The following is a 16,151-nucleotide window of genomic DNA, read 5'->3' as shown; positions in this document are numbered from 1 at the left end:
ATGCCGGCCAACGGCGCACCCACCACCATCACCCAGGGCTCCAAGACCAAGGGCGGCATCGGCGAGTCCACGCTCCGCCCGGACGGCACCCTGAAGGTCACCGGCGAGTTCGCGTACTCCTCCGACATGTGGCACGAGGACATGCTGTGGGGCCAGATCCTGCGCTCCACCGTCGCACACGCCGAGATCGTCTCCATCGACACCTCCGAGGCCCTGGCCACGCCGGGCGTGTACGCCGTCCTGACCTACGACGACCTGCCCACCGAGGTGCGCAACTACGGCCTGGAGATCCAGGACACCCCGGTCCTCGCCCACGGCAAGGTGCGCCACCACGGCGAGCCGGTCGCGCTGGTCGCCGCCGACCACCCGGAGACGGCCCGCCGCGCCGCCGCCAAGATCAAGGTCGAGTACCGCGAACTGCCGGTGATCACGGACGAGAAGTCGGCCCTCGCGCCGGACGCCCTCCTCGTCCACGACCACCGCGACGACCACCACAGCGGGCACGTCCCGCACCCGAACATCGTGCACCGCCAGCCGATCGTCCGCGGCGACGCGGCGAAGGCCCGCGAGCGCGCCGACGTCGTCGTCACCGGCGAGTACACCTTCGGCATGCAGGACCAGGCGTTCCTCGGCCCCGAGTCCGGCCTCGCCGTGCCCGAGGAGGACGGCGGCGTCCACCTCTACATCGCCACCCAGTGGCTCCACTCCGACCTGCGCCAGATGGCGCCCGTCCTCGGCCTGCCCGAGGAGAAGGTGCGCATGACGCTGGCCGGCGTCGGCGGCGCCTTCGGCGGACGCGAGGACCTGTCGATGCAGATCCACGCCTGCCTGCTCGCGCTGCGCACCGGCAAGCCGGTGAAGATCGTCTACAACCGGTTCGAGTCCTTCTTCGGACACGTCCACCGCCACCCGGCCAAGCTGTACTACGAGCACGGCGCCACCAAGGACGGCAAGCTCACCCACGTCAAGTGCCGGATCGTGCTGGACGGCGGCGCCTACGCCTCCGCCTCCCCGGCGGTCGTCGGCAACGCCGCCTCGCTCAGCGTCGGACCGTACGTCGTGGAGGACGTGGACATCGAGGCCGTCGCCCTCTACACCAACAACCCGCCCTGCGGCGCCATGCGCGGCTTCGGCGCGGTCCAGGCGTGCTTCGCCTACGAGGCGCAGATGGACAAGCTGGCGAAGCGGCTGGGCCTTGACCCGGTGGAGTTCCGGCAGCGCAACGCGATGGAGCAGGGCACCCTCATGCCGACCGGGCAGCCGGTCGACTCCCCGGCGCCGGTCGCCGAACTGCTGCGCCGCGTCAAGGCGATGCCGCTGCCGCCGGAGCGCCAGTGGGAGTCCAGCGAGGGCGCCGACGTACGGCAGTTGCCCGGCGGGCTGTCCAACACCACGCACGGCGAGGGCGTCGTACGCGGCATCGGCTACGCGGTCGGCATCAAGAACGTCGGCTTCTCCGAGGGCTTCGACGACTACTCCACCGCCAGGGTCCGCATGGAGGTGGTGGGCGGCCAGCCCGTCGCCACCGTGCACACCGCGATGGCGGAGGTCGGCCAGGGCGGCGTCACGGTCCACGCGCAGATCGCCCGCACCGAACTCGGCGTCACCCAGGTGACCATCCACCCGGCCGACACCCAGGTAGGCAGCGCCGGTTCGACCTCGGCCTCCCGGCAGACGTACGTCACCGGCGGCGCCGTGAAGAACGCCTGCGAGCTGGTGCGCGAGAAGGTGCTGGAGATCGGCCGGCGCAAGTTCGGCTCCTACCACCCGGCCTGGGCCACGGCCGAACTCCTGCTGGAGGGCGGCAAGGTCGTCACCGACGGCGGCGAGGTCCTCGGCGACCTGGCCGACGTGCTGGAGGGCGAGGCCGTGGAGGTCGAGGCGGAGTGGCGGCACCGGCCGACCGAGCCCTTCGACCTGCGCACCGGCCAGGGCAACGGACACGTCCAGTACTCCTTCGCCGCGCACCGCGCCGTGGTCGAGGTCGACACCGAACTCGGCCTGGTCAAGGTGATCGAACTGGCCTGCGCCCAGGACGTCGGCAAGGCGCTCAACCCGCTCTCGGTCGTCGGCCAGATCCAGGGCGGCACCACCCAGGGCCTGGGCGTGGCCGTCATGGAGGAGATCGTCGTCGACCCGAAGACGGCGAAGGTCAGGAACCCCTCCTTCACGGACTACCTGATCCCCACCATCCTCGACACGCCGACCATCCCGGTCGACGTGCTCGAACTCGCCGACGACCACGCGCCGTACGGCCTGCGCGGCATCGGCGAGGCCCCGACCCTGTCGTCCACCCCGGCCGTCCTCGCGGCGATCCGGAACGCGACCGGACTGGAGCTGAACCGCACACCGGTGCGGCCCGAGCACCTGACGGGCACCGCGTAACCCGCCGGAGACCCAACCGGTGCTTTTCCGGGAGGACTTCCCTCCTCCCGGCCCCACTGTTCGTCTCGGGCCGTCCCCCGGGCCGTCCATCCCAAATCCCGCGCACCGCCGCCGGCGGTGGCACGGGTGTCCCTATGAACCTTGGGAGTTGGCCCATGACCCAGCAGTCAGTGGAGCCCAGGACCGCGGCCGAGGACGCAGGCGAAGGCAGCCGCGTCCCCGCGGGGCGGTCCTGGCTCGACCGGTACTTCCACATATCCAGAAGAGGATCCACGGTCGCGCGTGAGGTGCGCGGCGGCATCACCACCTTCATGGCGATGGCCTACATCCTCCTGCTCAACCCGCTGATCCTGTCCGGCAAGGACGCGGCGGGGGACACGCTCGGCCAGAAGGCGCTGATCACCGCGACGGCGTTCGCGGCGGCCCTCACCACGCTGCTGATGGGCTTCGTCGGCAAGGTGCCGCTGGCCCTCGCCGCCGGCCTGTCCGTCTCCGGTGTCCTGTCCACCCAGGTCGCCCCCGAGATGACCTGGCCGCAGGCCATGGGCATGTGCGTGATGTACGGCGTGGTGATCATGCTGCTCGTCGTCACCGGGCTGCGTGAAATGATCATGAACGCGATCCCGCTGGCGCTCAAGCACGGCATCACGATGGGCATCGGCCTGTTCATCGCGTTCATCGGTTTCTACAAGTCCGGCTTCGTCCACCAGGGCAAGGGCGGCCCGGTCAGCCTCGGCCCCGCCGGCGAGCTGACCGGCTGGCCGGTCCTGCTCTTCGCCGGCACCCTGCTGCTCGTCTTCATGCTCCAGGCCCGGAACATCCCCGGCGCCATCCTCATCGGCATCGTCAGCGGCACGGTGGTCGCCGCGGTGCTGAACGCGGCCGGGGTCGTCGACGCCCGGCAGTGGGCCGCCGGCGCGCCCGAGCTGCACGGCGGCGCGGTGTCCATGCCCGACTTCTCGCTCTTCGGCGACGTCGAGTTCGGCGGCTGGGGCGAGGTCGGCGCGATGACCGTCGGCATGATCGTCTTCACGCTGGTGCTGGCGGGCTTCTTCGACGCGATGGCCACCATCATCGGCGTCGGCACCGAGGCCGACCTCGCCGATGACAAGGGCCGCATGCCGGGCCTGTCCAAGGCGCTGTTCATCGACGGCGCCGGCGGCGCGATCGGCGGAGTGGCGGGCGGCTCCGGACAGACCGTGTTCATCGAGTCGGCCACCGGTGTCGGCGAGGGCGCCCGCACCGGGCTCGCCTCGGTCGTCACCGGCCTGTTCTTCGCGGCCTGCCTGTTCTTCACGCCGGTCACCGCGATCGTCCCGCAGGAGGTCGCGTCCGCCGCCCTGGTCGTCATCGGCGCCATGATGCTGATGAACGCCCGGCACGTGGACTGGGCCGACCGCGCGACCGCCGTCCCGGTCTTCCTGACCGTCGTGCTGATGCCGTTCACGTACACGATCACCACCGGTGTCGCCGCGGGCGTCATCTCCTACGTCGCCATCAAGACCGCCCAGGGCAGGGCCCGCGAGATCGGCGCCTTCATGTGGGGTTTGACGATCGTGTTCCTCGTGTACTTCGCCCTTCACCCCATCGAGGGCTGGCTGGGCGTCCGCTAGCCCGCCCGGACGCACCCCGCCCCGCACTCTTGTGAGGAGACCGACAGATGCTGGACATCGCCGAGGAACTGAACCGGTGGGTCGGGCAGGGCCGTGACTTCGCCGTCGCCACCGTGGTGGCCGTCGGGGGCAGCGCCCCGCGCCTGCCGGGCGCCGCGCTCGCGGTGGACGCCGACGGCACGGCCGTCGGCTCGGTCTCCGGCGGCTGCGTGGAGGGCGCCGTGTACGAGCTGTGCCGGCAGGCGCTCGAGGACGGCGAGAGCGTCCTCGAACGCTTCGGCTACAGCGACGAGGACGCCTTCGCCGTCGGCCTGACCTGCGGCGGCGTCATCGACGTCCTGGTCACGCCGGTCCGGGCGGACGGTCCCGCCCGGCCGGTGCTGGCGGCCGCGCTGGCCGCCGCCGCCCGGGGGGAGGCGGCGGCGGTCGCGCGGATCGCCGAGGGCCCGGCGGAGCTTCGGGGCCGGGCCCTCCTCGTCCGGCCCGACGGGTCGTACGACGGCGGGTTCGGCGGCCACCCCGAGCTGGACCGCACGGTCGCCGCCGAGGCCGGCGCCCTCCTGGACGCGGGCCGCACCGCCGCCCTGGAGATCGGCGAACAGGGCTCGCGCTGCGGCGCCCCGCTCACCGTCCTGGTCGAGTCCTCCGTCCCGCCGCCCCGGATGATCGTCTTCGGCGCGATCGACTTCGCGTCGGCGCTGGTGCGGGCCGGCAAGTTCCTCGGCTACCACGTCACGGTGTGCGACGCCCGCCCGGTGTTCGCCACCCGCGCCCGCTTCCCGGAGGCCGACGAGATCGTCGTGGAGTGGCCGCACGAGTACCTGGGGCGCACCCGGACCGACGCCCGTACCGTCCTGTGCGTCCTCACCCACGACGCCAAGTTCGACGTACCGCTGCTGGAGCTGGCGCTGCGGCTGCCGGTCGCCTACGTCGGCGCCATGGGCTCCCGCCGCACCCACCTGGACCGCAACGAGCGGCTGCGCGCCGTCGGCGTCACCGAACTGGAGCTGGCCCGGCTGCGCTCCCCGATCGGGCTGGACCTCGGCGCCCGCACGCCCGAGGAGACGGCGCTGTCCATCGCGGCGGAGATCGTCGCCGCCCGGCGCGGCGGCAGCGGCGTCTCCCTGACCGGCGCCCACACCCCCATCCACCACGACACAACCACCCACCCGACGGGCCGAATCGGCTCGGTAGCCTGACCGGCCGCCCGCGGGCACCGCGCCCGCGCCGTGTGGACTGGTGCGGCCGTCACGTCCTGGCCGGCGGCCGGTTGGCGGGCCGGATCGGTTCCGTGGCCTGAGCAGATGCCGGGGCAACCGGGCGTCTGCGGGCCCCGCCCCGCGCCGCGTGGGCTCGTGCGGCTTTCGCGCCCTGGCCGGCAGCCGGCCGATGGGCCGGATCGGGTCCGTGGCCTGAGCGGGCGCCGGGAGAGCCGGCCGTCCGCGGGCACCACGCACGTACCGCATGCCCTCCTCACGCCCCGGCCAGCAGGCGGTCTGCCGCACGGGCGAAAAGGCGGCGGGCCGTCCACCGCACCGCGCCGTCGAAGTACCGCGGCAGGAAGCGGATGCGCAGCTCCTCCCGCCACACCACCCGGCTGTGGTCCCCGGGCGCCGGGCCGACCTCGATCTCCGCCCAGCCCAGGACCACCCGGCCCCGCTTCTCCAGCCGGCACAGGCCGCCCTCGCCGCCGGCCGGCGGGCGCCACACGGTCACCTCCATGACGTCGTCCACGGTGACCGGGCCGAGCCGGGACCGGGCCACGAAACGCGTGCCCTCGCGGGTCGGCGCGGGCGTGAGCACCCTGATCCGGGTCAGCGGGACGGCGTCGGCGTGGCGCGGCCACTCGGTGAGCCGGCGCCAGGCCTCGCCGGGCGGGAGGGGCGCCGTGCGCGCGAGGGAGAAGAGGGGCACGGAACCGATCGTAGGCACGGCGGGCCGCCGGGGCGTGGCACGCCGGGCGGCGACGCGCGCGAGCCCGGCATGATCCAGGCGGGAGGCCCTACGGCCGGTACACCTTGCCGGGCTCGGCCTTGCCGGGGGCCAGGAGCTGCGGGACCGTCACGAAGACGTAGCCGCGGGCCTTCAGCGCGTCGATGATGCCGGGCACGGCCGGCACGGTGCCGGGGTAGATGTCGTGCAGCAGGATGATCCCGTCCCGGGAGGACTGGTCGAGGACGCGCTGGGTGATGAGCGCGGAGTCGTCGGTCGTGTAGTCCTTGGCGGTCACGCTCCACAGCACCTCCGCCAGGCCCAGCTCCTTGCAGATCTCGTGCACGTTCGCGTCGGTACGGCCCTGCGGCGGGCGCATCAGGGTCGGCTTGTGCCCGGTGAGCCGTTCGATCGCCTCGTTGGGCCGGTTCAGCTCCTCGCGTATCTGCCGGTCCGATATGCGGGTGAGGATCTTGTGGTCCCAGGTGTGGCTCGCGACCTCGTGGCCCTCCGCCGCCATCCGCTTGACCAGCTCCGGGTACTTCTCGATGTGCCGCTTGCCGAGCAGGAAGAAGGTGGCCGGGACCTTCTTCTCCTTGAGGATGTCGAGCAGCCGCGCCGAGTTCTCGCTCGGCCCCGCGTCGAAGGTGAGCGCGATGCACTTGGCCTTGCGGCAGTCGGCGGTCCCGAACTTCGCGGGCGCGCCGTGCGCCGCCTCGGTGCGGGCGGTGCTCGGGGCGGTCGTGTCGACCTGGGCGCAGCCGGACAACGCCAGCGTCAGGCCCGCCGCGGCCAGGACGAGGGCCCGGCGGCGCAACCTCCCGCCCGTTCCGTGCATCTTCCTGGGCGCGCGCTGCGGCGTCGGCATCGTGTCGGTCAATTGAGCCATGCCGGGACTATACACTGGGTGTATAGTGCACGTGTTCGACCCCCGGGCCTCCCGGTTCCGGTCTTACGCGACCTTCCCGCGCACACCGGTAGTACCGGACGGGTACGGCGAGTAACCTCGGGACCATGACGCGCACGGGGGAGCGAGTCGGCACTTCGCGCTTACGGACACCGGCCTGGATCGCGCGCATCGAGGCGCCGGGCGGCCGGGTGCTCGGCGCGGGCGTGCTCCTCGCGCCGCAGCGGGTGCTGACCGCCGGCCATGTCGTGCGGCCCGGCCGCCCCTACACCGTCCGCCTCGTCGGCGTCCCCGGCCTGCGTCCCGTGGCCGCCGCCGTCCGCCCCGACGAGCACGTGCCCCAGCGCGAGGACACCTTCGGCGACCGCAGCGGCGACCTCGCCCTGCTGCGCCTGGCCGAGCCCCTGCCCGCCGAGCACACCACCCGGCTCTACCGGCTCGCCGCCTCGCACGGCCCCGTCAGCATGTACGGCTTCCCGGACGACGACGACGCCGGACGCTGGCACGGCGCCACCCTGGTCGCCGCCCGCGGCCGGGACAGCCAGGTCCAGTTGCGCCCGCTCACCCCGGACGAGCTGGCCGCCCCCGGCTTCAGCGGCGGCGGCGTCGTGGACCACGCCACCGACCAGGTCATCGGCATCGTCCTCAGCGTCGACGACCGGGGCCCCGCCTTCAGCTACATGAGCCCCACCGAGACCATCCTCAGCCATCTGCCGCAGGTCGCCGCCTGGACCGACGGCGCCGAGGCCGTCGACCCGCGGCTGCGCACCCGCACCGGCGCCACCGCCGGACGGCTCGACGTGCCGTTCGCCACCGAACTCGCCGGCTGGCTGCGCGGCGAGGGCTGGCCGGTGCTGGTCACCGTCGTGCCCGGCCACGGCGACCGCGCCTGGACCCTGCACCGGGCCGTCACCCTCGCCGACCGCGAACTGCGCACCCACCGCAACACCAGCGCCGTCAGCCACGACCCGCCCGAGACCGTGCCGCCCGCCGGCGCCCACGACGTCGCCCTGGACGTCGAGGGGCTGACCGCCGCCGAGGTCATGGACCGGATCGCCGAACGCCTCGGCATCCAGGGCGACCCCCGCCCCGAACGGCTCGGCGCCCCGCGCCTGCCGCTCGCCGCCGTACTGGTCGGCGTCGACCGGGCGGCCGAACCCGACGCCCTGCTCGGCGTCCTGGAGCGGCTCGCCCGCAAGGACGCCCGGCTGCTGCTGGCGTTCCGCGACCCCGGCGAGCCGGCGCAGCGGGCCGCCGAGGCCCTCGTCCACCGCCCGCTGCGCGACCGCTGGACCCGGCTGCACGCCGAACTCGACCGGCTCGTGGACGAGTTGGGGCCGGCGCTGGACTCCCTGCGGGACCGCGTGCTGCCCGGCCCCGGCGACCGGCTCCTGACCGACCAGGCCGAAGCCGCCGTACGCCGCACCCGGATGCTGCGCGCCTGGGTCGCCCACACCCCCGACGAGGAGCACGAACCCGGCCGGGCCGGGCTGCTGTTCACCTTCGAGGACGCCGTCGCCCGGCGCCGGCACCGGCTGGAGCGGGCCATCGGCCGGCTCGACGCCCGGCTGCGCCGCCGCGAGGAACTCCTCGGCCGCGTCGGCGCCGAATGGCCGCTGTGCCGGCAGCGGGCCACCGCCCAGGGCGACCGGGTCATGACGGCCTACCGGCTGTACGAGGAGGCGCTGTCGCTGCTGCGGCAGACGCCGTGCGACATCGAGCGGGCCGAGGCCGCCGTCGAACGGTTCGTCGGCTTCTGCTCCGCCACCGCACCGGAACAGGAGGGCGCGTCATGACCTCGTGCGACCGGCCCGGCTGCGCGGGCCGCATCATGGCCACCGGCTACTGCGACACCTGCGGCCACCGGCACGCCGCACCGCGCAACGGCACACCGCGCACCACGGCCCGCACCGGACCGCCGCGCCGGCCCGCGGCCGGCACCCCCGAGGAGCCGCCCGCCCCGGCCGCCGTGCACGCCGTCGCCGGGATCGGCGAACTCGACCAGCACGGTTTGGTCGTCCTGCCCGACATCCCCGTCCCCGACGACGTCCTCGTCGAGGACCCGCGCCCGCCCACCGGAGGCCGCCGCTGCGGCGTCGCCGGCTGCACCATGACCATCGGCGTCGGCTACGGCGGCCAGCCCGCCCGCGCCACCGGCCGCTGCCCGCGCTGCGGCCGGCCGTACTCGCTGCTGCCCCAGCTCTTCCCGGGCGACGTCGTCGCCGGCCACTACCGGGTGCTCGGCTGCCTCGCGCACGGCGGACAGGGCTGGATCTACCTCGCCGAGGACACCCGCGCCGACGGCCACCGGGTCGTCCTCAAGGGCCTGATCGACGTCCACGACGCGCTCGCCCGCCACACCGCCGTGGAGGAGCGCCGCTCCCTCACCGACCTGCACCACCCCGACATCGTCCGGCTCGTCACCTACGTCGAACACGGCGCCGCCGGCGGTCCGCCCACCGGCTACCTGGTCATGGACTACATCGGCGGACGCTCCCTGCAACAGCTCGTGGACGCCGACGACACCGACCGCGTCTTCCACGGCCGGCCCCGCCTCGACCACGTCCTGACCTACGGCTGCAAGATCCTCGGCGCCCTCCAGTACATGCACGAACGCGGCCTGCTCTACTGCGACATGAAGCCCGCCAACGTCATCCATTTCGGCCGCACCGTCAAGATCGTCGACCTCGGCGCGGTCCGCGCCTTCGGCGACCGCTCCTCCGCCTACGTCTACACGCCCGGCTTCGCCCCGCCCAAGGAGGAGATCGACCGGCGCGGCTGGCACGTCGACAGCGATCTGTACACCGTCGGCCTGACCCTCCAGGCCCTCGCCCGCGAGACCGAACGCGCCCGCGGCCTCGCCTCCGACTCCTTCCGCCGGCTCGTCGCCCGTGCCACCCACACCGAACCCCGGGCCCGGTTCCGCTCGGCCGCCGAGATGTCCCGCCAGCTCTGGGAGGTGCTGCGCGAGTTCCGCGCGCTGCGGTTCGGCGAGCAACTGCCGCAGAGCTCCACCCGGTTCCGCGCGTCCGGCGCCAGCCTCGACGCCGGACTCGGCGCGATCCCCGCCCTCGCCCACTGGACCGGCCGCCCCGGCGACCGCCCGGCCGGCCTGGACGTCTCCCCGCCCGCCGCCGCCGAGGTGGCCGGCGCCCTGCCCGAACCGGTCCCCGACCCCGAGGACGGCGCCGCCCTGCTGCTGGACTCCTTCCCGCCCGACGCCCCCGACCGGGTCGCCCGGCAGTGGCCCCGCGAATCCCGCCTCGGCACGCCCGAGACCGCGCTCTGGCTGTGCCGCGCCTATCTGCGCCAGGGCGAGCAGCGGGCGGCGGAGAGCTGGCTCGCCGAGGCCGAGACCCAGCTCGGCGAACGCGCCGCCGCCCACGACTGGCGCATCGCCTGGCACCACGGCGTCCTGCATCTGAGCAAGGGCGAGGTGGAGCCGGCCGGCGCCCGCTTCGACGCCGTCTACCAGGCCCTGCCCGGCGAGTACGTGCCCAAGCTGGCCCTCGGCTACTGCGCCGAACACACCGGCGCCGACCGCCCGGACCGGGCCATGCGGTACTACGAGGCCGTCTGGAAAAGGGACTTCGCGCACACCGCCGCCGCCTTCGGCCTGGCCCGCGGCCACCTGGTCCGCGGCGACCGGGACGCCGCCGTACACGTGCTGGACGAGGTGCCCGCCACCTCCCGGCACCACGACGCCGCCCGCATCGCCGCCGTCCGCGTCCGGGCCGGCATCCTGCGCGGCGGCCCGCCCACCCCGGCCGGCCTGCGGGACGCCGCCCGGCGGCTGCCCGGACTGCGCCTGGACGGCGGCGCGGCGGACGGCGAGTCCCGGGCCCGGCTGGTCGCCGAGGTCCGCGAGAACGCCCTGCACACCCGGCCGGCGGCGGGCTGGGGGCCGGACTTCCCGGCCGGGGACCTGCTGGGCACCGGGGACGAGGAGAGCCTGCGCACCCGCCTGGAACGCTCCTTCCGGCAACTGGCCGCCCAGGCCACCACCGCCCGGGAACACGGCCGGCTGCTCGACCTGGCCCACGCCGTCCGCCCGATGACCACCTTCTGACCCACCCACCAGCTCCGGGGGAGAAGCAGCGATGACCGTGGCCGAGCAGACCGAGGTGACCCTGGAGGTCGGCCAGCACAAGGAGCTGCCCGTCGGGCCGGACGGCACCGGCCGGCATCCCGGACGGGAGATGCACGCCATCCTGGAGATCGGGGTGCGCGGCCCGGAGCGCACCGGGGCGCCCGCCCCCGGCACCGGACCCGCCCTCGCCGAGGTGCTGGTCCTCGACACCTCCCGCTCGATGCTCCACCCGGCGGCGAAACTGCACGCGGCCAAGGACGCCACCGTCGCCGCGGTCCGGATACTGCCCGACGGCACCGCCTTCGCCGTCCTGTCCGGGCAGTTCGACGCCACCGTGGTCCACCCCGGCCCCGGGCGGCAGGTGCTCGCCACCGCCGGTCCCGGCGAACGCGAGGCCGCCGAACGCGCCGTCCGCATCCTGGACGCGGACGGCGGCACCGCCATCGGCGCCTGGCTCGACCTCGCCCGGCGGCTGCTCAAGGACCAGCCCGCCCCCGTCAAGCACGTCCTGCTGCTCACCGACGGGCGCAACGAGCACGACGACCGCTCCTCCAGCCCGCTGGCCACCGTGCTCGACGCCTGCGCGGGCCAGTTCGTCTGCGACGCCTGGGGCATCGGCGACGACTGGGACGCCGAGCTGCTGCTCGGCATCACCCGGCGGCTGCACGGCCGCGCCCGGGCCGTCCGGGTGGAGTCCGAACTGACCGGAGCGTACGAGGAACTGATCGCCACCCTGCTCGGCACGGCGGTGCCCGAGCTGCGCATCCGGCTCACCCCCACCACCCCCGGCACGGTGATCCGCCAGGTCAAGCAGGTGGTGCCGACCGAACAGGAACTCCAGCCCGTCCCGGCCGGTCCCGGCGGACGCGCGGCCGAGTACGTCACCCGGGCCTGGGGCGACGAGGTACGGCACTTCCAGGTGGTCCTGACCGCCGACCCGACCGGCCGCGAGCGCGGCGAGGAACTCCAGCTCGCCGCCGTCGAGATCGTCGTACCGGACGTCCGGCGCCCGGTGCGGCTGCCCCGGCCCCGGCCCGTCGTGGTGCGCTGGACCGACCATCCGCTCGACGCCTCCCGGCGGCATCCCGGGGTCCGCCGGCACGAGCTGTACCAGCAGGCGAGCGCGGCCGTCGCCGCGGCGTACCGGGCCTGGCTGCGCGGCGCGGACGGCCGGGACACGGCGGACCACGCCCTCGCCCGCGCCCTCGCGCTGGCCGGCGAGCTCGGCGACGCCCCACTGCTGGCCGCGCTGCGGCTGATCGAGGCCGCGCCGGGCACCGGCCGGATCCGCTCCGGCCTCAAGGACGTCGACTGGCAGCACCTCATCCTCTCCAGCGCCCTGACCACCCCGCCGGAGGGCCCGGCGGTCCCCGCGGCTGCGGGAGCGTCCGTGCCCGCGGGCCCGGACGCCCCGGCGGGCGGTGACCACGGCGACGCGGCACCGGCCGGGCCCCCCGCCGCCGGGCCGCCGGGGCCGGACGCCGCCGGTCCGCCGGACGCCGCCGGTCCCGCGCTGCCCGTGCGCCCCGACGGACTGATCGAGTGCCCGCACTGCGCCTGGCTCGGCCCGGCCGACTCCGTCTACTGCGGCGGCGACTGCGGGCGCCCGCTGAACGGAGCGCCGGCATGAGCACCGGCGGCGGCCCGGACGCGGGGCGGGGCAGGACTTCCGGCCCGGGGACCGGCGGCCCGGGCACGACTCCGGGCGCGGGCCTACCCGCCGGACCCCCGTCACCGGCCTCCCCGCCCGCCCCCTTCCCGTCGTACGCCCAGGCCCGGCACGCCCGCCGCCGGGCGTCCGACGGCCGCCCGCCCGGCCGACGGGCCGGCGCCGTCGCCCGGCTGCTCGACCGGCTTCCCGGCGCCGGTCCGCGTCCGCCGGAGGGCGCCAGCACCACCGCCCGCGACCTCGCCGTCCGCCACCGGCTGCTGCTCGCCCTGTCCGTCCTGCTCACCCTGTCGCTGTTCCTGTCGTACGAGGGCGTGCACGGCGACGCCAACCCGCTGCGCACCTCCAGCGCCCCGGCCCTGCTGTCGCTCGACACCGCGCTGTACGCGCTCGCCGAGGCCCAGCGGGACGCCGCCGCTTCCGTCCCGACCAGCGACTTCCAGAAGCAGATCTCGGTCGCCGCGCAGAGCCTGGCGGCCGCGGCGGCCGACGACGACCTCGGCGGGCCGGCGGGCCGGCAGGCCCTGCAGACGGTCACCGGACTGATCACCGTCTACGCCGTCAAGGTCCAGCAGTCCCAGCTCCAGCCGGACGGCAGCGTGCTGCGCGAGGCGTACCTCAGCTACGCCACCGGCATCCTGACGGAGAAGGGCTCCGGCATACGGGACCGGCTCACGGACCTCCAGCGGCGGCAGCGGGACACCGTGCGGCGGCAGACCTCCTTCGGCCCGCTGCTGTGGCTCGCCTGGAGCGTGACCGTGCTGCTCGCCCTCGCCCTCACCGCGGCGCTCACCGAGACCCAGCTCTTCCTGCGCCACCGCTTCCGGCGCCGCTACAACCGCCGGCTCATCGCGGCCGCCCTGCTGGCGCTCGCCGGGGTCGCCGCCGCCGTGCTGTTCACCGTGTGGACCCAGCGCGGCATGGCCGACACCCGTACCCTGCTCGCCCGCCCGGCGCCGCTGCCCGGGCCGCTCATTCCCGAGGCGGGGCGGCGCACCGCCTCGTACCTGGCCGGCTCCGGCTTCCGCGCGGCGGCGGCGGGGTGGATCCTGATAGGAGGCGTCCTGCTCATGGCACTGGCCGACACGGGCCTGCGACGGCACATCAACGACTACCGGTTCACGCCCCGGTGAGCGCGCGCCCCGGCGGCCCCGCGACCGCCGCCCCCGGCACCCGTCCCGCCCGCCGGCTGGCCCGCACCGTCACCGTGGTGGCGTGCTGCCTGGCCGTCCTGGCGGCGGCCGTCGTGGTGGGCGCGCGCGTCCTCGCGCACGAGCCGACCGTCACCCTGCTGGCCAACTGGACCGGCGCGGACGCCCGCAGCTTTCGCGCGGCGGTCATCGAGCCGTTCGAGCGCGCGCACCACGTCCACGTCGACTACCAGGGCAGCAACGCCGAGAGCCAGGTGCTCGGTGCCGACGTCGAGGCGGGCACCCCGCCGGACGTGGTGGTGCTCACCGGCCCCGGCGAACTCGCCGAGTACGCCGGGCAGAAGCACCTCGTCCCGCTCGAAGGACTCGTGCGGAGCGCGGACTTCGCGCCGTCCTGGACGACACCGCTGAGCGACGGGCACGTGTACTGGTTCCCGCTCAAGGCCGACGTGAAGAGCATCGTCTGGTACCCGGCCGGCGTCGACGCACAGAAGCGCCGGGAGGCCGTGCACCAGCCCGTCAAGTGGTGCGTCGGCATGGGGTCCGGCGCCACCAGCGGCTGGCCCGGCACCGACTGGATCGAGGACATCCTGCTCCAGCGCGAGGGCCCGGCCGTGTACGACAAGTGGGCGCGCGGCGAACTGCCCTGGCAGTCCCGGCAGGTCAGGCAGGCGTGGGAGACCTGGCGCGGTCTGGTCGGCGCGGGCAGCGACCAGGACCTCGTCCGGCGGGCCCTGAAAACCCCGTACGGCACCGCCTCCGAACGCCTCCGGGCGACCAAGCACCGCTGCACACTGGAACACCAGGCGTCCTTCATCCGCACCCGGCCCGCCTGGGAGCACGCCGACGGCCGCTACGAGACCTCAGCGCACCTGCTCTTCGGGGCGAGCGCGCCCCGCGCCTGGGAGGTCTCCGGAGACCTCGTCGCCCTGCTGCACGACACCCCGCAGGCACGCGAGCTGATCCGCTACCTGGCCGCTGCCGACACCCAGCGGGCCTGGACCGCCGGCGAGTCCGGCTTCTCCGTGCACACGGGTGTCCGGCCCGGCGCCGGCGACTCCGCCTGGCACCGCTCCCTCGCGCGCACCCTGCGCGACGAGGGCACGGCGCACTGCTTCGACGCCTCCGACGCCATGCCGCCGGCGGTACGCGACGCGTTCGCCGAGGCGGCCATCCAGTTCCTCGCCGATCCGGACCGCCTGGAGGGCCTGCTGCGCTCCCTCGACACCCTCGCCGCCACCCGGGTCCTGACCTGGCTGCCGTCCGTGTGCGACCGCACGGCCTGACCGGGGCCGGACGCTGGAGAGGGGGCGTTGCGGGCCGCTCGTGGTGGCCCGCAACGCCCCCCGGCAGTCACCCGAGGGATACTCGGGACGTCTTCCGGATCACGAGTTGACCTGTGCGGTCACCAGGTCCGAGAAGGTGGCCAGCCGGGTGTAGACACCCGGGTAGCCCGCCTCCGCGCACCCCTCGCCCCAGGAAGTGATCCCTGCCAGGACGCCCCCGACAAGCAGGGGACCGCCGCTGTCGCCCTGGCAGGTGTCCACGCCGCCGGATGTGTATCCGGCGCAGACCATGTCGGACTGGACGAAGTCCGAACCGTAGGAGGAACGGCAGCCGGAGTCGGACACGACCGGGACGGTCGCGGTCCGCAGCTGGTTGGAGGAGCTGCCGTTCTCCGAGGTGGTGCCCCAGCCGAGGATCCGGGCCGTGGTGCCGGCCGCGTACACGCCCGTCTGGGAGGAGGAGACGTACGGCGCCGGGGTGTACGGCATCGACGTCGACAGGGTCAGCACGGCCACGTCGTCGCCGTTGGTGGCGTCCGTGTACTCCGGGTTGATCCAGATCCTGCCGACCCGGCTCACCGTGCCGTTGGTGCCGTTGAGGTAGGTCCGGCCGCCGACCACGCGGACGCTGCCCGTGGTCTCGCCGACCATACAGTGCGCGGCCGTCACGACCTTTTTCGGTGCCACCAGGGTGCCGCCGCAGAACTGGTTCTGGGACGCGTCCGTGATCTGCATCATGAACGGGTACGCGGTCGTCGTGGTGGTCGTACCGCCGACGACGGGCTGGGGCGCGGCGCTCGCCGTGGGGGAGGCGAGCAGCGCGGTCGCCGCCGCGGCGGCGGCCACCAGGGTCGCGGCGGTCTTTCTGGCAGGTCTGGGCCCGGACATGAGTCTCCTCAGTGGGGGTTGCACCGGTGGGGGGTCGCGCGGGTGTCGGTGTCGGGTCGGGGGCTCCTCCTGGTCGAGGCGGTCGAGTGGGGGAGGGGACCGACCCCGTGTGCCCGGGCGAGCGGCACGCCCTTTACGCTAGGACCCGGAACCCACGGCTCCCAATGAGGGAACCCCCTAGGGGGCCTGGTGAGGGAAAACCCTCGGTCCGGTTCAGTTAACTAGCGCGG

11 protein-coding genes are annotated in these 16,151 nt (G+C 74.6%); 8 read left to right on the top strand and 3 right to left on the bottom strand.

The genetic code is table 11. The annotated features are described in order from the left end of the window. The 3 genes from ACZ4SV_RS11490 (at position 1) to ACZ4SV_RS11480 (ending at position 5,197) form a co-directional block, all read left to right on the top strand. Positions 1-2,385, top strand: coding sequence for a xanthine dehydrogenase family protein molybdopterin-binding subunit (locus ACZ4SV_RS11490; protein WP_468003473.1), 2,385 nt, complete (start codon positions 1-3; stop codon positions 2,383-2,385). 155 nt (positions 2,386-2,540) lie between these two features. Continuing rightward, positions 2,541-3,998, top strand: a complete 1,458-nt coding sequence (locus ACZ4SV_RS11485) for an NCS2 family permease (protein ID WP_365883636.1) — start codon at positions 2,541-2,543, stop codon at positions 3,996-3,998. 47 nt (positions 3,999-4,045) lie between these two features. Continuing rightward, the gene (locus ACZ4SV_RS11480; protein ID WP_468003471.1) at positions 4,046-5,197 is read left to right on the top strand and encodes an XdhC family protein; all 1,152 of its coding nucleotides are present in this window, start codon (positions 4,046-4,048) and stop codon (positions 5,195-5,197) included. A gap of 274 nt (positions 5,198-5,471) precedes the next feature. Here ACZ4SV_RS11480 and ACZ4SV_RS11475 read toward each other — a convergent pair whose 3' ends face one another. Further along, positions 5,472-5,912, bottom strand: coding sequence for an SRPBCC family protein (locus ACZ4SV_RS11475; RefSeq protein ID WP_468003469.1), 441 nt, complete (start codon positions 5,910-5,912; stop codon positions 5,472-5,474). Between the two features lie 88 nt (positions 5,913-6,000). Then, complete coding sequence (locus ACZ4SV_RS11470; RefSeq protein WP_365883153.1) at positions 6,001-6,768, bottom strand: polysaccharide deacetylase family protein; 768 nt, start codon at positions 6,766-6,768, stop codon at positions 6,001-6,003. A 176-nt stretch (positions 6,769-6,944) separates the two neighbouring features. Between ACZ4SV_RS11470 and ACZ4SV_RS11465 the strand changes: the two genes are divergently transcribed. From ACZ4SV_RS11465 to ACZ4SV_RS11445, 5 genes are read left to right on the top strand one after another with little or no spacing between them, the layout of a single operon-like run. Then, positions 6,945-8,633, top strand: a complete 1,689-nt coding sequence (locus ACZ4SV_RS11465; RefSeq protein ID WP_468003467.1) for a trypsin-like serine peptidase — start codon at positions 6,945-6,947, stop codon at positions 8,631-8,633. Next, the gene (locus tag ACZ4SV_RS11460; RefSeq protein WP_468003465.1) at positions 8,630-10,906 is read left to right on the top strand and encodes a serine/threonine-protein kinase; all 2,277 of its coding nucleotides are present in this window, start codon (positions 8,630-8,632) and stop codon (positions 10,904-10,906) included. The genes ACZ4SV_RS11465 and ACZ4SV_RS11460 overlap by 4 nt, the downstream gene beginning before the upstream one ends. Before the next feature lie 31 nt (positions 10,907-10,937). Next, positions 10,938-12,557, top strand: coding sequence for a vWA domain-containing protein (locus ACZ4SV_RS11455; protein ID WP_468003463.1), 1,620 nt, complete (start codon positions 10,938-10,940; stop codon positions 12,555-12,557). Then, positions 12,554-13,729 (top strand): hypothetical protein, encoded by a 1,176-nt coding sequence (locus ACZ4SV_RS11450; protein ID WP_468003461.1) that lies wholly within the window; start codon positions 12,554-12,556, stop codon positions 13,727-13,729. Before ACZ4SV_RS11455 ends, ACZ4SV_RS11450 begins: the two co-directional genes overlap by 4 nt. Beyond that, the gene (locus tag ACZ4SV_RS11445; protein WP_468003459.1) at positions 13,726-15,033 is read left to right on the top strand and encodes an extracellular solute-binding protein; all 1,308 of its coding nucleotides are present in this window, start codon (positions 13,726-13,728) and stop codon (positions 15,031-15,033) included. The genes ACZ4SV_RS11450 and ACZ4SV_RS11445 overlap by 4 nt, the downstream gene beginning before the upstream one ends. 99 nt (positions 15,034-15,132) lie before the next feature. Here the strand turns inward: ACZ4SV_RS11445 and ACZ4SV_RS11440 are convergent, their stop codons facing one another. After that, entirely contained in the window at positions 15,133-15,921 is a 789-nt protein-coding gene (locus tag ACZ4SV_RS11440; protein WP_468003457.1) for a S1 family peptidase, read from the bottom strand. Between the last annotated feature and the right edge of the window lie 230 nt (positions 15,922-16,151).

The sequence above is a fragment of the Streptomyces sp. NPDC027672 genome (genome assembly GCF_055566335.1).
Note: the sequence above shows the minus strand (reverse complement) of the source record. Positions and strands in the feature narration are given on the sequence as shown.